Source organism: Sphingobium scionense, from assembly GCF_014197035.1.
Classification (GTDB): Bacteria; Pseudomonadota; Alphaproteobacteria; order Sphingomonadales; family Sphingomonadaceae; genus Sphingobium; species Sphingobium scionense.
In genome coordinates, this window is record NZ_JACIEU010000007.1 from 17,896 (window position 1) to 35,196 (window position 17,301).

At 63.3% G+C, this 17,301-nt stretch carries 19 protein-coding genes; 8 read left to right on the plus strand and 11 right to left on the minus strand.

Features of this window, described 5'->3' with window-relative positions; genetic code table 11:
• Complete coding sequence (gene tgt, locus GGQ90_RS09415; protein ID WP_188081918.1) at positions 1 to 1,131, minus strand: tRNA guanosine(34) transglycosylase Tgt; 1,131 nt, start codon at positions 1,129 to 1,131, stop codon at positions 1 to 3.
• 58 nt (positions 1,132 to 1,189) lie between these two features.
• On the minus strand, positions 1,190 to 1,366 hold the full coding sequence (locus GGQ90_RS09420; RefSeq protein ID WP_380767121.1) for a hypothetical protein: 177 nt from the start codon (positions 1,364 to 1,366) through the stop codon (positions 1,190 to 1,192).
• A 240-nt stretch (positions 1,367 to 1,606) separates the two neighbouring features.
• Between GGQ90_RS09420 and GGQ90_RS09425 the strand changes: the two genes are divergently transcribed.
• Positions 1,607 to 2,542, plus strand: a complete 936-nt coding sequence (locus tag GGQ90_RS09425) for a crotonase/enoyl-CoA hydratase family protein (protein WP_188081920.1) — start codon at positions 1,607 to 1,609, stop codon at positions 2,540 to 2,542.
• Between the two features lie 3 nt (positions 2,543 to 2,545).
• Here GGQ90_RS09425 and GGQ90_RS09430 read toward each other — a convergent pair whose 3' ends face one another.
• The 3 genes from GGQ90_RS09430 to groES form a co-directional block, all read right to left on the minus strand.
• The gene (locus GGQ90_RS09430) at positions 2,546 to 4,537 is read right to left on the minus strand and encodes an EAL domain-containing protein (protein ID WP_188081921.1); all 1,992 of its coding nucleotides are present in this window, start codon (positions 4,535 to 4,537) and stop codon (positions 2,546 to 2,548) included.
• Between the two features lie 221 nt (positions 4,538 to 4,758).
• Positions 4,759 to 6,402, minus strand: coding sequence for a chaperonin GroEL (groL, locus tag GGQ90_RS09435; protein ID WP_188081922.1), 1,644 nt, complete (start codon positions 6,400 to 6,402; stop codon positions 4,759 to 4,761).
• Positions 6,403 to 6,452: 50 nt separating this feature from the next.
• The gene (gene groES, locus GGQ90_RS09440; RefSeq protein ID WP_188081923.1) at positions 6,453 to 6,740 is read right to left on the minus strand and encodes a co-chaperone GroES; all 288 of its coding nucleotides are present in this window, start codon (positions 6,738 to 6,740) and stop codon (positions 6,453 to 6,455) included.
• A 918-nt stretch (positions 6,741 to 7,658) separates the two neighbouring features.
• Here groES and GGQ90_RS09445 point away from each other — a divergent pair.
• The 5 genes from GGQ90_RS09445 (at position 7,659) to yghU (ending at position 10,845) form a co-directional block, all read left to right on the plus strand.
• A complete protein-coding gene (locus tag GGQ90_RS09445; protein WP_188081924.1) occupies positions 7,659 to 7,976 on the plus strand; it encodes a hypothetical protein in 318 nt (105 codons plus the stop codon).
• A gap of 85 nt (positions 7,977 to 8,061) precedes the next feature.
• Entirely contained in the window at positions 8,062 to 8,370 is a 309-nt protein-coding gene (locus GGQ90_RS09450; RefSeq protein ID WP_037486791.1) for a hypothetical protein, read from the plus strand.
• Positions 8,371 to 8,448: 78 nt separating this feature from the next.
• Complete coding sequence (locus tag GGQ90_RS09455; RefSeq protein WP_188081925.1) at positions 8,449 to 8,931, plus strand: hypothetical protein; 483 nt, start codon at positions 8,449 to 8,451, stop codon at positions 8,929 to 8,931.
• A 491-nt stretch (positions 8,932 to 9,422) separates the two neighbouring features.
• Positions 9,423 to 9,860, plus strand: coding sequence for a universal stress protein (locus tag GGQ90_RS09460; RefSeq protein ID WP_188081926.1), 438 nt, complete (start codon positions 9,423 to 9,425; stop codon positions 9,858 to 9,860).
• Positions 9,861 to 9,975: 115 nt separating this feature from the next.
• A complete protein-coding gene (gene yghU, locus GGQ90_RS09465) occupies positions 9,976 to 10,845 on the plus strand; it encodes a glutathione-dependent disulfide-bond oxidoreductase (RefSeq protein ID WP_188081927.1) in 870 nt (289 codons plus the stop codon).
• 247 nt (positions 10,846 to 11,092) lie between these two features.
• Here yghU and GGQ90_RS09470 read toward each other — a convergent pair whose 3' ends face one another.
• Positions 11,093 to 11,704: an NAD(P)-dependent oxidoreductase gene (locus GGQ90_RS09470; protein ID WP_188081928.1), complete on the minus strand. Its 612-nt coding sequence runs from the start codon at positions 11,702 to 11,704 to the stop codon at positions 11,093 to 11,095.
• A gap of 108 nt (positions 11,705 to 11,812) precedes the next feature.
• Between GGQ90_RS09470 and GGQ90_RS09475 the strand changes: the two genes are divergently transcribed.
• Complete coding sequence (locus GGQ90_RS09475; RefSeq protein WP_188081929.1) at positions 11,813 to 12,205, plus strand: winged helix-turn-helix transcriptional regulator; 393 nt, start codon at positions 11,813 to 11,815, stop codon at positions 12,203 to 12,205.
• Here GGQ90_RS09475 and GGQ90_RS09480 read toward each other — a convergent pair.
• Positions 12,202 to 13,230 (minus strand): acyltransferase family protein, encoded by a 1,029-nt coding sequence (locus tag GGQ90_RS09480; protein WP_188081930.1) that lies wholly within the window; start codon positions 13,228 to 13,230, stop codon positions 12,202 to 12,204. The two genes, GGQ90_RS09475 and GGQ90_RS09480, sit on opposite strands and share 4 nt — an antisense overlap.
• Positions 13,231 to 13,382: 152 nt before the next feature.
• Here GGQ90_RS09480 and GGQ90_RS09485 point away from each other — a divergent pair, with 152 nt between their 5' ends.
• Entirely contained in the window at positions 13,383 to 14,228 is an 846-nt protein-coding gene (locus tag GGQ90_RS09485) for a cupin-like domain-containing protein (RefSeq protein ID WP_188081931.1), read from the plus strand.
• Positions 14,229 to 14,239: 11 nt separating this feature from the next.
• Here GGQ90_RS09485 and GGQ90_RS09490 read toward each other — a convergent pair whose 3' ends face one another.
• The 4 genes from GGQ90_RS09490 to GGQ90_RS09505 are packed head-to-tail and all read right to left on the minus strand — an operon-like array spanning position 14,240 to position 17,292.
• Positions 14,240 to 14,557 carry a hypothetical protein gene (locus tag GGQ90_RS09490; RefSeq protein WP_188081932.1) on the minus strand — a complete coding sequence of 106 codons (318 nt, stop codon included), beginning with the start codon at positions 14,555 to 14,557 and terminating at the stop codon, positions 14,240 to 14,242.
• A gap of 12 nt (positions 14,558 to 14,569) precedes the next feature.
• Entirely contained in the window at positions 14,570 to 16,681 is a 2,112-nt protein-coding gene (ligA, locus tag GGQ90_RS09495; protein ID WP_188081933.1) for an NAD-dependent DNA ligase LigA, read from the minus strand.
• 40 nt (positions 16,682 to 16,721) lie between these two features.
• A complete protein-coding gene (locus GGQ90_RS09500) occupies positions 16,722 to 16,916 on the minus strand; it encodes a hypothetical protein (protein ID WP_188081934.1) in 195 nt (64 codons plus the stop codon).
• A 1-nt stretch (position 16,917) separates the two neighbouring features.
• A complete protein-coding gene (locus GGQ90_RS09505) occupies positions 16,918 to 17,292 on the minus strand; it encodes a putative quinol monooxygenase (RefSeq protein WP_188081935.1) in 375 nt (124 codons plus the stop codon).
• Positions 17,293 to 17,301: the final 9 nt, after the last annotated feature.

Consider the following 17,301-nt stretch of genomic DNA (forward strand, 5'->3'; position numbering starts at 1 on the left):
TCAGACCCGCTGGTAATCGCGGCGGAAATCCGCAGTGAAGCGCGACAGCGTGCCGGCCGCGATATTGTCGCGCAGCCCCTGCATCAGTTCCTGGTAGAAATGAATATTATGCTGGGTCATCAGCATCGCGCCCAGCATCTCACCCGACTTCACTAGGTGATGGAGATAGGCACGGCTCCAGGTCGCGCAGACCGGGCAGCCGCAGCGCGGATCGAGCGGCCCCAGATCTTCGTTGAACTTGGCATTGCGGATATTGAGCGGCCCCGCCCAGGTGAAGGCCTGGCCATTGCGGCCCGACCGGGTCGGCAGCACGCAATCGAACATGTCGATACCGCGCTCCACGGCGCCGACGATATCGTCGGGCTTGCCCACGCCCATCAGGTAGCGCGGCTTGTCCTGCGGCAGCATGTCGGGCGCAAAGTCGAGCGTGGCGAACATCGCCTCCTGCCCCTCGCCTACCGCCAGGCCGCCCACGGCGTATCCGTCGAAACCGATCTCGATCAGTTTCTCCGCCGAAATCTTGCGCAGCCCTTCGTCGAGCGAACCCTGCTGGATGCCGAACAAGGCGGCGCGCTCGGCATGCTCGCCACCAGCGTCGAAGCCGTCGCGCGAGCGCTTGGCCCAGCGCATCGATCGCTCCATCGACCTGGCGGCCTCGTCATGGGTGCAGCCATTCTTGGTGCATTCATCGAAGGCCATGACGATGTCGCTGTCGAGCAGCCGCTGGATCTCCATCGAACGCTCGGGGCTGAGCATATGCTTGGAGCCGTCGAGATGGCTGGAGAAGGCAACCCCCTCCTCGCTCATCTTGGTGAGAGCGCTCAGGCTCATCACCTGATAGCCACCGCTGTCGGTCAGGATCGGCCGGTCCCAGCCCATGAAGCCGTGCAGGCCGCCCAGTCGCGCCATGCGCTCGGCACCGGGGCGCAGCATCAGATGATAGGTGTTGCCCAGGATGATGTCGGCGCCAGTGGCGCGCACTTCGGCCGGACGCATCGCCTTGACGGTGGCGGCGGTGCCAACCGGCATGAAGGCGGGGGTGCGAATCTCGCCACGGCGCATCTGGATCGTGCCGGTGCGGGCCTTGCCGTCGGTGGCGGCGATCGAGAAGGAAAAGCGGGGCTTGGTCATCGCCGCGCTCTAGGAGCGAACGCGCGCGCGCACAAGGGGAGCGCGGCCCGAAGCCCGGTCAGCCGGCCCGACGGACGCCGTCGAACAGGGTCATCGCGTCGATGTCGAAGCCCGCGACCCGGCGATAGCGGCCGATGAAGCGCAGGCAATCGGTGGACAGGCGCAAGGTCCAGGGCTGGCCCTGCGCATCCTGTAGCGTGAGTGTCACATTCTTGCGAGCCGGAAGGCGGTGCATGTCCATGGCACCGCTCTAATTAACAATGGTTAACAAAGGGCTGAGCAGACAGAGTGAAAAGGGTCATCGAAATTTTCTGTTGCGATATCGCAACAACACTCGCCATTTCGGTGTTTTTAGCGCGCCTTCTGCGCAACAGTTTCGGATAAAAATGGTTAATGATCTGTCAACTATTTGTCCCGCACTGCATCATGCGCCCGACCGTCGAAGGTTCAGATTCAATAAAAAAATGGGGCGCATATGATTGATTCAGGACGCTTTAGTGCAGCTGACGACCGCGCGACCGAAGTGGAAGCCGCGTTCGGGATCGAGACCTTTAATGAGGATGCCGTAACGTCTGGCACCTCCCCTTCCAAACTGTTCGACCTGGGCCAGATCGACGTGCAGTGGGAGGCCGAATCCGAAATCCTGTGGGCCTTCATGACGCCTGCCAACCGCCCCAATTTCAGCATGACCATGTTGCGCGACGTGCGTTATTGGTATGCGGAAACCAAGCGGCTGTTCGACGCCGGCCAGTTGCCCGTCAAATATATGGTGGCCGGCTCCCGCTTCCCCGGCGTGTTCAATCTGGGCGGCGACCTGGAACTGTTCGCCGGCTGCATCGAGCGTGGCGACCTGCCTGGCCTGGTTCAATATGGCCATGCCTGCATCGATGTCGTGCATCGCACCTGGCGCAATGGCGACATGCCGGTGGTGTCGATCGCGCTGGCACAGGGCGATGCGCTGGGCGGCGGGTTCGAGGCCTTGCTCTGTTTCGACGTGGTGATCGCCGAACGCAGCGCCCGCTTCGGCCTGCCCGAAATGCTGTTCGGCCTGTTCCCCGGCATGGGCGCCTATTCGATCCTGTCGCGCAAGCTGGGCCGGCTGGCGGCCGAGCGCATGATCCTGTCGGGCAAGGTCTTCACCGCGGAAGAGATGTTCGACATGGGCATCGTCCATACGCTGGTCGAGGATGGCGAGGGCGAAGCGGCGGTGCGCGATTTCGTCGCCCGCAATCGCCCGCACCATGCCGGCCATGTCGGCGTCTATGAGGCCGGGCGCCGGGTCGATCCGCTGCATCATGACGAACTGAAGGATATTGTCGAGAATTGGGCCGCTTCGGCGCTCAAGACCGACCTAAAGGATATCCGCATGATGCGCCGGCTGGCGTCGGCCCAGACGCGCCTCACCAAATAGGGGTCAGGCCAGGCGGCGCTGGCGGATCAGCGCCGCCATGTCATGAACGTCGGCGCTGTTGCGCTTCAGCAGGGCCAGCAATTCGCCGATCGGGACCGGCCGGCTGAGAACGAAGCCCTGGACGTTGGTGAAACCGGTTTCGCGGGCATAGCGCAACTGCTCCTCGGTCTCGATCCCCTCGGCCACCGTCTCCACCTCCAGTGCGCGGGCCAGATAGGCGACGGACTGGGCGATGGCACGGTCCCGGGGATTTTCGCCGACGCCGCGCATGAAACTCTGATCGACCTTGATCGTGTCGAACTCATGGGTGCGCAAAGCCCCCAGCGAGGAATAGCCGGTGCCGAAATCGTCGAGCGCCAGGCGCAGGCCGATGCGGCGCAATTCGCTGAGGATCAGGTGGGTGCGACGGTCATCCTCCAGGAAGATGGATTCGGTGACTTCCAGTTCCAGCCGGCGGGCCTTGAGGCCCGACTGGAGCAGCGCGGAGATGACCGCGCGCGGCAGGCCGTCGGTCTTGATGAGCGCCGGCGAGATATTGACCGCGACCCGGATATCCTCGTCCCAGCCCATCGCGTCCCGGCACGCCTGGACCAATGCCCAGTTGGTCATCGGCTCGATCAGGGCCGAGCTTTCGGCGATCGGGATGAATTCGGCGGGGGAAATCCAGCCCAGTTCCGGATGCTGCCAGCGCATCAGCGCCTCGCAGATGGTGATCCGGCCGGTCTCGGTATCGAATATCGGCTGATAATGAAGCTGCAACTCGCCATTGGCGAGTGCGCTGCGCAGTCCGGTCTCCAGCTCATAGGTGCGGTTCTGCCGCTCCTTCATGCTCCAGTCGAACTGGGCATGGCGGTTCCGCCCGGCATGCTTGGCCTTGTAGAGCGCGAGATCGGCATGCTGGAGCAGTTCATCGCCATCGCCGCCATCGTCGGGCGCGACGGCAATGCCCATCGAGGCCGAGATGGTCAGGTGATGGCCGCCGACCTCGAAATCGCCGGCCAGAATGCGGGTGATGTCGGCCGCAATCACTTCGGCCTGGATGCGGCTGATACCCGGACAGATCAGGACGAATTCGTCGCCGCCGAAGCGTGCGACATGGCCGCGCCGGTCGAGCGCACGGGTCAGCCGCTCGGCTACCTGGCACAGGAGCTGGTCGCCGACGATATGGCCCAGCGTGTCGTTGATTTCCTTGAACCGGTCGAGGTCCATCCACAGGACTGCGGTCTGATCCGCATCGGAAATGCGATTGTCGAACAGGTCGCGCAGCCGCATCTGCATCGCCATGCGGTTTTCCACGCCGGTCAGACTGTCATAGCGGGCAAGCCGCTCGAACTTGATCGCGAGGTTGCTCTTCTCCTGCTTGCCCTGCAACGCCTCGAGCACGATGCGGTGGGTGGTCTTTGTGATTTCCGCCATGGCGAAGATCATCAGGAAGCAGAGGATGCCAAGGACGACATAGCCGGCGCCGCCCGCGATCAGCAGGCCGATCGAGGTCGGCAGCATGGTGAAGCAGGTCTGGCCGACGGCGACATGGACCCGGCCGGCATTGCGCCCGGAAATGCCGCCCGCATAGGAGGCCACCATGCCGACGGCCAGCACATGCAGGGTCGCATCCTGGCTGATCGTCAAGGTCGCGAGCGATTGAAGGCCCAGCAGCGCGGCATAGATCCAGGCACCCATTTCATAGGCGATTCCCCAGATCGGACGCGCCGGCCCATCCTGATGCGCCAGCGCGCGCTGGAAATAGACGGCCGAAATGGAGCGACTGATTCCCACGATAAGGACCAGCGCGGCGATGATGTGCATGGTCAGGACATGGGCCTGCCAGGCGATCACAAGACTGAGAGAACCACCTGAAATTGCGCCGGAAAGTAGCGAAGCCGGGGAGGCATAGAGCGCCTTTACAAGGCTGTCCTGCACCTCAGCATTCTGCTGGGTACGGGGCGCAAAGCGCGCGCGCAGGACTGCGCACAAATGGCGGACGAGGCGTGACACGTGCCAGCATAGTGGCGGGTCAGCCTTGAGATTTGGTAAATCCCATGCCCACCAAAGCAGATCAATCCCGTTCCCCGATGTGCAGCACCGCGCCCCGCCCCCTCGGCAAAGGCCCGATCATATCGGGCTGGAAACGCACTGTAGGACAGCATGATCGGCGGGCACGAAAAAGGCCGGTGGATCGCTCCACCGGCCTCTTCATTCCGATATGGAAGGCTGGATTAGAAGTCCATGCCGCCCATGCCGCCCATGCCGCCCGGCATCGCGGGAACAGCCGACTTGTCTTCCGGCAGTTCCGAGATGGCGGCTTCGGTGGTGATCAGCAGACCAGCAACCGAGGCAGCGTTCTGGAGCGCGGTGCGCACGACCTTGGTCGGGTCGATGACGCCAGCGGCGACCAGGTTTTCATAGGTGTCGGTCGCCGCGTTGAAGCCGAACGAGGTGTCGTCCTGGTCGAGCAGCTTGCCCGAGACGACAGCGCCGTCCTGGCCGGCGTTGCTGGCGATCTGGCGAACCAGAGCGGTCAGCGACTTGCGGACGATGTCGATGCCGCGGGTCTGGTCGTCATTGGCACCGGCAATGCCGTCGAGAACCTTGGTCGCGTAGAGCAGCGCCGTACCACCACCGGGGACGATGCCTTCTTCGACGGCAGCGCGGGTCGCGTGCAGGGCGTCGTCGACGCGATCCTTGCGCTCCTTCACTTCGACTTCGGTCGCACCGCCGACCTTGATGACGGCAACGCCGCCAGCAAGCTTGGCCAGGCGTTCCTGCAGCTTTTCACGGTCATAGTCCGACGTGGTGACTTCGATCTGCGCACGGATCTGCTCGGTGCGGCCCTTGATCGAGTCGGCGTCGCCAGCACCATCGACGATGGTGGTATTGTCCTTGTCGATGGTGACGCGCTTGGCGGTGCCGAGCATGCCCAGGGTGACGTTTTCGAGCTTGATGCCCAGGTCTTCCGAGATCACTTCGCCCTTGGTCAGGACGGCGATGTCTTCCAGCATGGCCTTGCGGCGGTCGCCGAAGCCCGGTGCCTTGACCGCAGCAACCTTCAGGCCGCCACGCAGCTTGTTGACGACCAGGGTCGCCAGCGCTTCGCCTTCGATGTCTTCGGCGATGATGAGGAGCGGACGGCCCGACTGAACCACGGCTTCCAGGATCGGCAGGATCGACTGCAGATTCGAGAGCTTCTTCTCGTGGATCAGGATGTAGGGATCAGCCAGCTCGACGGCCATCTTTTCCGGGTTGGTGATGAAGTAGGGCGACAGGTAGCCGCGGTCGAACTGCATGCCTTCGACGACGTCCAGTTCGAAGTCGAGACCCTTGGCCTCTTCCACGGTGATGACGCCTTCCTTGCCGACCTTTTCCATGGCTTCGGCGATCTTCTGACCGACTTCCACGTCACCATTGGCCGAGATGATGCCGACCTGGGCGACTTCGCTCGAACCCGAAACCGGCTTCGAACGCGACTGGATGTCCTCGACAACCTTGGCGACGGCGAGATCGATGCCGCGCTTCAGGTCCATCGGGTTCATGCCGGCGGCAACCGACTTCATGCCTTCGCGCACGATGGCCTGGGCCAGAACGGTCGCGGTGGTGGTGCCGTCACCGGCGATGTCGTTGGTCTTCGAAGCAACTTCGCGGACCATCTGGGCGCCCATATTCTCGAACTTGTCCTTCAGTTCGATTTCCTTGGCGACGCTGACGCCGTCCTTGGTGATGCGGGGGGCGCCGAAGCTCTTGTCGATGACGACGTTGCGGCCCTTCGGGCCAAGGGTCACCTTGACCGCGTCGGCCAGGATGTCGACGCCGCGCAGGATGCGCTCACGAGCGTCACGCGAAAACTTTACGTCCTTCGCTGCCATGATCTTTTACCTTCTTGATAGGAGAATGGGGAAACGGAAAAGCGCGAGACTTAGGCGACGACGCCCAGGATATCGCTTTCCTTCATGATCAGCAGGTCTTCACCGTCGACCTTGACTTCGGTGCCCGACCACTTGCCGAACAGCACGCGATCGCCGGCCTTCACGTCCAGCGGGGTCACCTTGCCATCTTCGGCCTTGGTGCCGGTGCCGACGGAGACGATTTCGCCTTCCTGCGGCTTTTCCTTGGCGGTGTCGGGGATGATGATGCCACCGGCCGTCTTCGCTTCCGCTTCAATGCGGCGAACGAGAACGCGGTCATGCAACGGACGGAATGCCATGATGATTGCCTTTCCCTTTGTGCTGGGATGGGTCCGGCGCGGCCCGCAAGAGGAATGCCCCCGTGCGATATTGTGCCCCGCCTTGTCCTTCTCCCGATGAACTCTCTCATTGTTAGCACTCGCGGATGGAGAGTGCTAGCGGCATGCATATGGAAAAGTCGTTTCGCCGGTCAAGGGTGGGACAGGATAAAAATTTTCGCCGTCCCGATGGATCGGGGAGCGATCGGACCGGCGCGCAGGCCATAGCGCACTCGCCCCGCCCCGTCATGCCGGGCGCGACGGACCGCACGACGATTGCGACGCGACAGGCGGCCGGACGGGTGACAGCACAGGGCCACGCGCCTGTCGAAGTTCACAGTGTAAACGGGGTTTCCGGGGTCTTTGCACCGCCAACGCGCCGGGAACGCGTCGCCTACGCGCCTGTCGCGCGTCGGGGGTGTGGGGGCGTGGGTCCATGGCGCGCGCCCGTCATGCGCCGGCGAGGCGACCGCGACGCGACACATATGCCCCTGCCGCGCGTCAATCGGGCGACGGGCGGGGCAAAGACGGCGATGCGGAAAAAGGCGCTGATCCATCCGCAGGGTAGATCAGAAATCGGGCATGTAGGACAGTATCGGTGAAGCGAGCATCTCCGTCATTGCGAGCGGAGCGAAGCAATCCATCTCGCGCCAGTGGATTGCTTCGCTCCGCTCGCAATGACGATATCCGGCTTTGACAGCTAACGACCAGATGCGGCCATCGTCACCCCGGACTTGAGCCGGGGTCCCGCTTCTTTATCTGTTGCATAGAAAAGCGGGATGCCGGGTCAAGCCCGGCATGACGGATGTGGGTGGGCGGCTTGCGACCAGAAATAGCCATAAATCGGACAGCGGCCTCTCTCCGATAGCCGACATAGTGGGACTGGAGTAAGCTGGCATCATGGATGCCCCCACCGATTCCGAACGTGAAGAACTTGAACTCATGGTAAGTGATGTTCTCTACGAAGTCGCTGATTTCGCTTGGGTTGATTTAGCGGATCGCATTCCGGTTGGAAGGATCGACGTCAGGCCGGAAGCCGAAGGCCGTTATATGGCCGTCACATGGGAAGCCGATTGGAAACGGCAGCGAGGTGGCCCGATCTTTATTAAGGTCCAAGGTTTCCTCGATCGGGATCATAAAACTCCTATCTGGTGGTCTGGCGAAACCATCCGCAAGCGCAGCCTGCTTGATCGGTTGCTAAATCGGAACAGCCGCTGACGACCATTTATTGCCATTACGGCAAGGGCTGCGAATTCCTCAAAGCTGTCATTGATCGAGATGGAAGATCGTGGGACATGACGCGATGAGCGAAAGAGCCACGATCATTGCAGATAGTGTCATCTATTATCACGAGAATGACGAAGCGACCTTCTTCGGGTGGCTTGATCGGATGGAGGTCGTATCTGATTACGAGGGCCGAGGCACCGCTCTTCTCATCCGGCTTGCCCGCACTCCAACCGATGATGACCTCTGGGAACTACTCGCATTGCATCAGCGATATGGGATCGACATGCGGCAGCTGGCGTCCTTCCAAACCGCCGCAAACGCTGAATGGTTTTGCGCACCGGACACATATTGGCATCAAGCTGTATTTAGCCCAGCCGTGCCGTGATCGACCATTTTTTGCCAATGAAAAGCTGCGGCCGGTTTCCTAATTGCGGACGATCTGGTCGATGGGCAGAATGCCAGCATGAATAATGAAATCTGCCGATATCGAATTGTGAGCGAGCCGCGTCGCCAATCACTTGACGCGCTTTTAGCCTTCTGCGCAGCGCATGAAGCTTATGGAACGCTGGTGGACCTATTCCCCAGTAGCGCGAAGGGCATATCGGCTAGGACGGATTTTCTTGCGACTGCGGAACCGTCCTTAGAGTTTGGGTCGGTCGATCGATGGCCATTGGGAGAGCCGGAGAACGGCAGGATTGGCCATTCGGTCCCGTTGTGGAAGTTTCCGCTTACTCCTTCTTTCATCGACATCCTGGCCGCGAAAGCCCGCAGCCTGTATGATTGGAAATCGCCGAAATTGCCAGAAGACCTCGCGATCTACCGCGATAATGGGACAGTGCTGCTAGGCACTGTGTCACATGAGTGTATTGGTTGGTTAAACCTCTCATCGCAGGAAGCATCCTCCCCGCAGCTTGGCCTAGTGGAGATTATTGAAGCGCGACGGTGACCGCCGCTCTCAGCTGCCGCTGTTTCCATCAACGTCCGCTTACCATGTTGAACGATCTGAAAGCCGCCCTTCCGCTAACCACCCCACTTCGTCATCCCAGCGAAGGCTGGGATCTCACTTCCTTTTGGGTTCTGAGAAGAACAGAGAGATGCCAGCCTTCGCTGGCATGACGGGATAAGGACCTGTCCGCTCCCCACCCTTTTCGTCATCCCCGCGCAGGCGGGAATCCATCTCCTGACCTCGCATCTGGTCCGAAGCTGGTGAGATGGATCCCCGCCTGCGCGGGGATGACGCTGTGAAACAGGTAGCCATCTTCCCACCCCACTCCATCATCCAACGGCGGGTGGGAATGGCCGCGCCTGCCCCCTCCCCCATTGCCCGGCGATTGCGGCATGTCCTTATTCATGTCGCGTCGGGAATCTTTGATGGCTGGGGCATCCCGCGCGCGCGTCGGTGGTTGGACGGCGCATAAGCGATAAGAGGAGAGCGCCATGTCCTATGCCACGATCGTCGCCGCCGTCGATGTCAATGCCCCCGACCTGGCCCGTGCCGCCATTGCCGGCGCGGCCGATGTGGCCGGGAGCCAGGGCGTCGTCCATCTGCTGTATGTCCGCTATTATCTGCCGACCCGCTATTCCGAGTTGCTGGATGGCAGTTTCGACGAGAATGAGGAGCGCGATGCGCTGGCGGCGATGAAGACCTGGGCGAGCGAGGCCGGGCTGGCGCCTGATCGCACCCATTTCCTGACCCGGCGCGGGCGGGTGCGGGACGAGGTATTGACCGAGGCGGCGCGGCTGAAGGCCAATCTGGTGGTGATCGGATCGCATCAGCCCTCGCTCACGTCCAGGCTGCTGGGGTCCAATGCGTCGGCGATTATCCACCAGTCGCCGGTCAGCGTGCTAGTGGTGCGGACGCACGCACCGGAATAGCAGAAATAATCAACAGGGGTTGAGCGGCGCTCGGTTGCAGCGCGCGGGCGCCGTTCCTACCTGCCGGGCATCCCAGGCCTTTATTGGAACAGGCCCTTATCGGAGCGATGCCCGCATGACCGACAGCTATACCCCGCCCGCCGTCTGGATTTGGGACAAGGATAAGGGCGGCGCCTTTGCCAATATCAACCGGCCGATCGCCGGCGCCACCCATGACAAGCCATTGCCGGTCGGCCCGCATCCGCTCCAGCTCTATTCGCTGGGCACGCCCAATGGGCAGAAGGTGACGATCCTGCTGGAGGAATTGCTGGAGGCGGGCGTCACGCAGGCCGAATATGATGCCTGGCTGATCCGCATCGGCGATGGCGACCAGTTCGGCAGCGGCTTTGTCGGCGTCAATCCCAACAGCAAGATCCCCGCGCTGATGGACCATAGCGTGTCGCCGCCGCAGCGCGTGTTCGAATCCGGCGCGATCCTGCTCTATCTGGCCGAGAAGTTCGGCAAGTTCCTGCCGACCGATCCGGCCAAGCGCACCGCGACCTTGAGCTGGCTGTTCTGGCAGATGGGCAGCGCGCCGATCCTGGGCGGCGGCTTTGGCCATTTCTTCGCCTATGCGCCGGAGAAATACGAATATCCGATCAACCGCTACACGATGGAAGTGAAGCGGCAGCTGGACGTGCTGGACCGGCATCTGGCGGACAACGAATATCTGGCGGGCGACGAATATTCGATCGCCGATATCGCGATATGGCCCTGGTATGCGGGCGTGCTGCTGAACCGGGTCTATGGCGCGGCGGAGTTTCTGGACGCGAGCAGCTACACCCATGTGCTGCGCTGGGCGAAGCAGATCGATGCGCGCCCGGCGGTGAAGCGCGGGCGGATCGTCAACAAGACCAACGGGCCGCTGGAGGATCAGCTGCACGAGCGGCATGACGCGAGCGACTTCGCCACCAAGACGCAGGACAGACTGGAGGGGGTGGCCTGACACCCATTCCATACCTTCCGTTCGTTTCGAGCCTGTCGAGAAACGGGAAGCACGGGCGGAGGGACATGATGCGAGGTCACGCACTGGCCCCTCCACCGCCTGCGGCGGTCCCCCTCCCCAAGCCAAGCTTGGGGAGGAATTTGCTTAGAGCGCGCTGCGTTATACCCGACGCAAATCGCGCGCTCTAAGTTTTTGTTGCCGCATCGTTTTAAGCGCAAAACCGGTTCCCACTTTTGCGCACGATGCTCTAATAGCCCACGGTGAAGCGCTGGCGGATGTGCTTGGGCGTCTCGATCTCGTCGGCGAGCGCGATGGCATAGTCGGCATAGGAGATGCTGCTATTGCCCTCGCCATCGACCAGCAACTGGTCGGTGCCGAGGCGGAATGTCCCCTTGCGATCGCCGACGAAGAACAGGGCGGAGGGCGAGAGGAAGGTCCAGTCGAGATCCTTAACGCCGCGCAAATAGGTGAGGAAATCGCCGCCCCGGCCGGCTTCCGCCTTATAGGCTTCGGGAAATTCCGGCGTGTCGATCAGCTTCACGCCCGGTGCGACCTCCAGGCTGCCGGCGCCGCCGACCACCAGATAGCGGGCCACGCCCGACGCGCGGACAGCGCCGACCAGCGATGCCGGGTCGGTGTCGGCGAACATGACGGCGCTCACCACCGCATCATGGCCGGCAAGCAGCGCACTGAGCGCAGCCGCATCCTTGACGTCGCCGGCGATGGCGGTGACGCCGGCGTCCTGCACCGCATTTTCGGGATGGCGCGAGATCGCCGTCACCTGATGCCCGCGGCGGGCCAGTTCCGCGCTGATTTCCCGCCCGGCACGGCCGCTGCCGCCGATGATCGCGATCTTCATGTTTCATTCTCCATGGGTAGTTACCAATGGAAACCAGATAGCGATTGGGATATCATGGTCGCAAGAAGGCACTTTGCCATCACCTGGTTACGCCGAGGATACTGCCCCATGACTGCGCCCACGCCCCTGTCCCGCACTGGCGACGCCTATGATCCCGATTGCCCGACCCGCCATGTGCTGGACCGGATCGGCGACAAATGGGCGGTGCTGGTGATGCTGACGTTGAAGGACGGACCGGTGCGGTTCAACGATCTGCGCCGGCGGATCGGCGCGATTTCGCAGAAGATGCTGTCGCAGACATTGAAAAGCCTGGAGCGGGACGGGCTGGTGAGCCGCGCGGCCTATGCCACGGTGCCGGTGACGGTGGAATATCGGCTGACGGACATGGCGCAGGGGCTGATCGGCATATTGGACCAGATCACCCGCTGGGCCGAGGGCCATGTCGGCGCGATCATGGACGCGCGCCGGGCGCATGATGCGCGGGAGGCCGAGGCCGCCTAGCCGGTCTGGGTCGCGCGCTCGCCCTGTGGCACGGTCCGATCGCGCCACCAGCGGTTGATCCGGCGGGCGGCGGGACGCTCGACGCCATAGGTCAGCGCGCTTGCCAGCAGCAGCGAGGCGGCGGTCGCCAGCAGGAAACCGATCCAGGTGGACAGGCCGGCGCGGTCGACCAGGTGCATGATCGCCAGCCCGGCATTATGGTGGATGAGGTAGAGGGCATAGCTGATCGCGCCCAGCCAGAGCAACAGGGGCGCGCGCAGGAAGGGCAGCCAGCCGCGCAGCATCGCAGCGAAGATCGCCATCACCAGCAGCGCGGCGACCAGATATTCACGCGGATCGGCCCAGGCGATCGTCGCCAGCGCTGCCACGAAGAAGGGCGCCTGCTGGCCCCAGCGGCGATGGCCCGACCAGATGCGGTAGAAGAGCATGCCGATGATGAAGAAGGGGATATAGTCGAGCACCAGCAGCATGACGAGGCGGCTGGGCATCGCATGCCATCCGGCGATCGCGGCCTTGATCGCCAGCCAGCCGAGCAGCAGCCATTCCAGCCGGGCAAAGCCGCGCCCCATCCAGATCGCCAGCATGCAGCAATAGAAGGCGAGTTCGACGCCCAGCGTCCAGTAGACGCCGTCGACCGCGGGCAGGTAGAAATAGCCCTGCAGCATCGTCATGTTGACCGGGATCACCCAGGCGGGCGGCAGCAACTGGCCGGCGCCGAGCAGCAGGACGATGCCGATCGAGAGCGCCATCGCCGCCCAATAGACCGGGTAGAGCCGGGCGAAGCGCTTGACCGCGAAATCGGCGGCGCTGCGCGTTCCTTCCAGCGAGAAGGCGATGACGAAGCCGGAAATGGCGAAGAAGAGCAGCACGCCATAGCCGCCATGCTCGAACAAAGGCGGCAGGCGATGCCCATCGGGGAAGAGTTTCGGATAGATGTTGAAATAATGGAAGAGCAGCACGGAAAAGGCCGCGATGCCGCGCAACGCGTCCAGTTCCTGCAATCGCGTCTTGCCCTGCCCCATCATGCCTTCCCTATAGGCGCTACGCGATAAAAATGGGTAAATTCTCACCCCGTCTTCCTGCCCCATCGCCCCTTGGCAATAGCCGCTCTTTACCGCATCTTCAGGAAGGATTGGCAAGAGGTTGCGCGCCATCTTCCTTCATGGGGGTAAGAAGAATGGATGTCCTGCCATCGCCGTCGAAGCAATTGTTCCAGAATATCTATCCGGAAACTGCCGGCCATCTTCTGCATCAGCTTGGCGATCACCCGCTGCTGACGCTCGATGCCATGGTTTCACTCGCCAGCCGGATGAAGGCGCACACGCTGGAGCATAATGGCGCGGTCGATGTTCCTCTGGGCACGCCGACGACGAAGCTGCCGCATAATGGACTGACCACGGTGCAGACGATCGAGCAGATCGAGACCGCGCGGTCCTGGGTGCTGCTGCGCGAAATCGAGCAGGACCCGGCCTATGCCGCGCTGATGCGCGACGTGCTGGGCGAGATCGAGCCGCTGATCGCGGCGGTGACCGGCCCGATGCACAAGCTGCGCGCCTATATCTTCATCTCCAGCCCGCAGGCGGTCACGCAACTCCATTTCGACCCGGAATATAATATCCTGTTCCAGGCGCACGGCACCAAGACGATGACGCTGTTCCCGCCGGCCGACCCGGAGATCATCGGCCAGCACTTCTTCGAGCGCTATTATAGCGGCGGGCAGCGCTATCTGCCCTGGCAGGATGCATGGGCCGCGCGGGGCAACCCGATCCGGATCGCGCCGGGCGAGGCCATCTATGTGCCGCTGTTCGCGCCGCACTGGGTGAAGGTGCATGACGCGGTGTCCATCTCGCTGTCGCTCACCTGGTGCAGCGAATATAGCATCGAGACCGCCGACGCGCACAAGTTCAACCACAAGCTGCGCGGTCTGGGCTTGAAACCCGGCGCGCCGGCCCCCTTCCCCGGCCGCAACCGGATGAAGTCGCTGGGGCACCGCGCGCTGGAAAAGGTGCCGTTCCTGCGCTGAGCCCCGTGCCGTCAATTGCCGTCGGCGTCGACCACGAACTGCATCGGCTTGCCACGCGATTCCGGTTCCCAGCCGGCCGCCAGCGCCGCGCGCACGCCGCGCGCGACGATGGCGTCGTTGATCTGGAGCCGGCCGCGTGCCAGTCCTTTCAGCAGGCGCTTGGGCGGCGGAAATTCGAGCACGGCGCCGCGCTGCGTCCCCTGTTGCAGCAGGGCGACGGTCATGCCGCGCCAGCCATCGGCATCACTCCATTGCGGTTCGCGCCGGAGTTCCCATTCATAATAGGCGCCGTCGACCAGGACGGTGCCGCTGTTGTTGCTGTTTGACATGATGATCGCCCCTTAGCCTGCCGCCTTGACGATGTCAGCCCATGCTTCTTCGCTAATCACCGCGATGCCGAGCGCGCTCGCCTGCTTGAGCTTCGATCCGGCGCCGGGGCCGGCAACGACCAGGTCGGTCTTGGCGCTGACCGATCCCGCCGCCTTGGCGCCCAGCCGTTCGGCCTGTGCCTTGGCCTCGTCGCGGCTCATGGTTTCCAGTTTGCCGGTGAAGACGACGATCTTGCCGGTGACGGCGCTGGCGGTGGTTTCGACCACATAAGGCGGCGGCGTCACTTCGCGCAGCAGATCATCCCATGCCTCGACATTATGGGGCTCGTGGAAGAAATCGGCGAGCGCATGGCCGACGGCGGCGCCGACATTCTCGACCCCGATATGCTCGGCGATCGCCTTGTCCTTCTTGGCCTGGGTCTCATAGGCCTGATCGCGCAGGGCAATGATCTCGTCGGCCAGGGTGCGGAGCGCGGGGAGCGTGGTGTAGCGCTTGAGCAGATCGCGCGCGGTGACGGCGCCGACATGGCGGATGCCGAGGCCGAAGAGCAGCTTGGCGGCGTCGGGCGCGCGCTTCGCCTCGATCGCGGCGAGGAGGTTGTCGACCGACTTTTCCTTCCAGCCCTCACGCCCCAGCAGTTCGCCGGCATGGGTGCGCAGGCGGAAAATGTCGGCCGGCTCCTTGATCCAGCCCAGGTCGAGAAATTCCTCGATCGTCTTTTCGCCCAGCCCCTCGATATCGAGCGCGGCGCGGCTGACGAAATGACGCAGCCGCTCGAACCGCTGGGCGGCGCAGATCAGGCCGCCGGTGCAGCGATAATCGACTTCCTCCTCCTCACGCACCGCTTCCGATCCACAGACCGGACAGTGGGTGGGAAAAGGAAAGGGTTCGCGGACTTCATCGCGGGTGAGATTGTCGACCACCTGCGGGATGACGTCGCCGGCGCGCTGGACGACGATGCGGTCGCCCGGCCGCACGCCCAGCCGTTCGATCTCGTCGGCATTGTGGAGCGTGACGTTGGAGACGACGACGCCGCCGACCGTCACCGGGGTCAGGCGCCCGACCGGGGTCAGCTTGCCGGTGCGGCCGACCTGGATGTCGATCGCCTCCAGCGTGGTCTGGGCGCGTTCGGCCGGGAATTTATGCGCGATCGCCCAGCGCGGCGCCTTGGCCACGAAGCCAAGCCGCTGCTGCCAGTCGAGCCGGTCGACCTTGTAGACGACGCCGTCAATGTCGAAGGGCAGGTCGGCACGGGCGCGCTCGATCGCGCGATAATGGGCCAGGATCGCGTCGATACTGTCGACGCAGACCAGCATGTCGGACACGGGCAGGCCCCAGCTCGCGATCGCCCGCATCACGCCCAACTGGGTGTCGGCGGGCAGCGCGCTGTGGGCGCCCCAGCCATGGGCGAGGAAGCGCAACGGGCGGCTGGCGGTGACGCTGGCGTCCTTCTGGCGCAGCGATCCGGCGGCGGCGTTGCGCGGATTGGCGAACTGGCGCGCCTTGTCGGCATCCTCCGCCTCGTCCAGCAGGCGCTGGTTGAGGGCGACGAAATCCGCCTTGGCCATATAGACCTCGCCCCGCACCTCGAACAGGTCGGGTATGGCTTCGCCTGTCAGCCGCTCAGGGATGTCGGCGATGGTGCGGACATTGGCGGTCACATCCTCGCCGGTGGTGCCGTCGCCGCGGGTCGCGGCCAGCACCAGTTCGCCCTGCTCATAGCGCAGCGAACAGGACAGGCCATCGATCTTCGGTTCGGCGGTCATCGCCACCGGCGCGTCTTCGGCCAGCGCCAGGAAGCGGCGGACGCGGGCGGCGAACTCGGCGATATCCTCGTCGGCAAAGCCATTGTCGAGGCTCATCATGCGAACGGCGTGGGGCACCTTCTTCAGCGCCGAGGTGGCGGCGGCGCCGACCTGTGCATTGGGCGAGTCGGCGCGGATCAGGTGCGGGAAGGCCGCTTCGAGCGCGTTGTTCTCGCGGATCAGCGCGTCATAGTCCGCGTCGCTGATCTCGGGCGCGTCCTGGTCATGATAGAGGCGGTTATGCTTCGCCACCTCCCTGGCAAGGCGCATCAGGCGGTTGGCGGCTTCGGCTTCGGGGAGGCTGGCGGGGTCGGTCATGGGGATGCCTTAGCGAACCACTTGCCGGCCAGAAAGGCCGCTATCGCTCGCTCGTTTGAGGAAGGTCGATTTTTACGGCGTGACTTTGGATCGGCGCGCATAAAATGGCCAGGGCTCCGGCAAGGCAGATCCCGGCCCAGAGATATTCCTTCCTTCGGAAATCGACATAGGACCGGGCCAGCAAGACCAACGCAGCGAACAAGAGCGCCACCACGGACAACCACATCATTTCCATCTTATACCCCCGCTACCGGCACGGTTTCGAAATGCTGGGGGAAGCCGGCGATGATCGGGCGGGCCTTGGCGATGGCGGCGCGGACGGCAGGGAGTTTGAGCGAAGCGGCGTGGCTTTCGCGGCTGTCCCACACTTCGGTGATCCAGAGCGCGTCGGGATTGGCGGTGTCGAGCGCGACCACATAGGAAAGACAGCCGGGCATCGCGCCGATCGCCTCCTTGAGATAGCCGACCAGTTCATCGCGCTTGCCGGGGGTGCTGAGCATCTGGCCGATCAGGCCGTAGCGCGGCTTTGCCTCCTGCGCGGCGGCGGGAATGGCAGTTGCGGCCAGGGTCGCGGCGGTGAGGCCGAGCATGTCTCTGCGATTATGGGTCATGCGGCTATC

Coding starts and splice junctions, on each gene's coding strand:
- GGQ90_RS09455 (WP_188081925.1), top strand. CDS start 8,449: ATGAATAATGAAATCTGCCGATATCGAATTGTGAGCGAGCCGCGTCGC.
- GGQ90_RS09445 (WP_188081924.1), top strand. CDS start 7,659: ATGGATGCCCCCACCGATTCCGAACGTGAAGAACTTGAACTCATGGTA.
- groL (WP_188081922.1), bottom strand. CDS start 6,402: ATGGCAGCGAAGGACGTAAAGTTTTCGCGTGACGCTCGTGAGCGCATC.
- GGQ90_RS09425 (WP_188081920.1), top strand. CDS start 1,607: ATGATTGATTCAGGACGCTTTAGTGCAGCTGACGACCGCGCGACCGAA.
- GGQ90_RS09420 (WP_380767121.1), bottom strand. CDS start 1,366: ATGCACCGCCTTCCGGCTCGCAAGAATGTGACACTCACGCTACAGGAT.
- ligA (WP_188081933.1), bottom strand. CDS start 16,681: ATGACCGACCCCGCCAGCCTCCCCGAAGCCGAAGCCGCCAACCGCCTG.
- GGQ90_RS09470 (WP_188081928.1), bottom strand. CDS start 11,704: ATGAAGATCGCGATCATCGGCGGCAGCGGCCGTGCCGGGCGGGAAATC.
- GGQ90_RS09490 (WP_188081932.1), bottom strand. CDS start 14,557: ATGTCAAACAGCAACAACAGCGGCACCGTCCTGGTCGACGGCGCCTAT.
- GGQ90_RS09505 (WP_188081935.1), bottom strand. CDS start 17,292: ATGACCCATAATCGCAGAGACATGCTCGGCCTCACCGCCGCGACCCTG.
- GGQ90_RS09475 (WP_188081929.1), top strand. CDS start 11,813: ATGACTGCGCCCACGCCCCTGTCCCGCACTGGCGACGCCTATGATCCC.
- yghU (WP_188081927.1), top strand. CDS start 9,976: ATGACCGACAGCTATACCCCGCCCGCCGTCTGGATTTGGGACAAGGAT.
- tgt (WP_188081918.1), bottom strand. CDS start 1,131: ATGACCAAGCCCCGCTTTTCCTTCTCGATCGCCGCCACCGACGGCAAG.
- GGQ90_RS09485 (WP_188081931.1), top strand. CDS start 13,383: ATGGATGTCCTGCCATCGCCGTCGAAGCAATTGTTCCAGAATATCTAT.
- GGQ90_RS09500 (WP_188081934.1), bottom strand. CDS start 16,916: ATGGAAATGATGTGGTTGTCCGTGGTGGCGCTCTTGTTCGCTGCGTTG.
- GGQ90_RS09480 (WP_188081930.1), bottom strand. CDS start 13,230: ATGATGGGGCAGGGCAAGACGCGATTGCAGGAACTGGACGCGTTGCGC.
- GGQ90_RS09450 (WP_037486791.1), top strand. CDS start 8,062: ATGAGCGAAAGAGCCACGATCATTGCAGATAGTGTCATCTATTATCAC.
- GGQ90_RS09460 (WP_188081926.1), top strand. CDS start 9,423: ATGTCCTATGCCACGATCGTCGCCGCCGTCGATGTCAATGCCCCCGAC.
- groES (WP_188081923.1), bottom strand. CDS start 6,740: ATGGCATTCCGTCCGTTGCATGACCGCGTTCTCGTTCGCCGCATTGAA.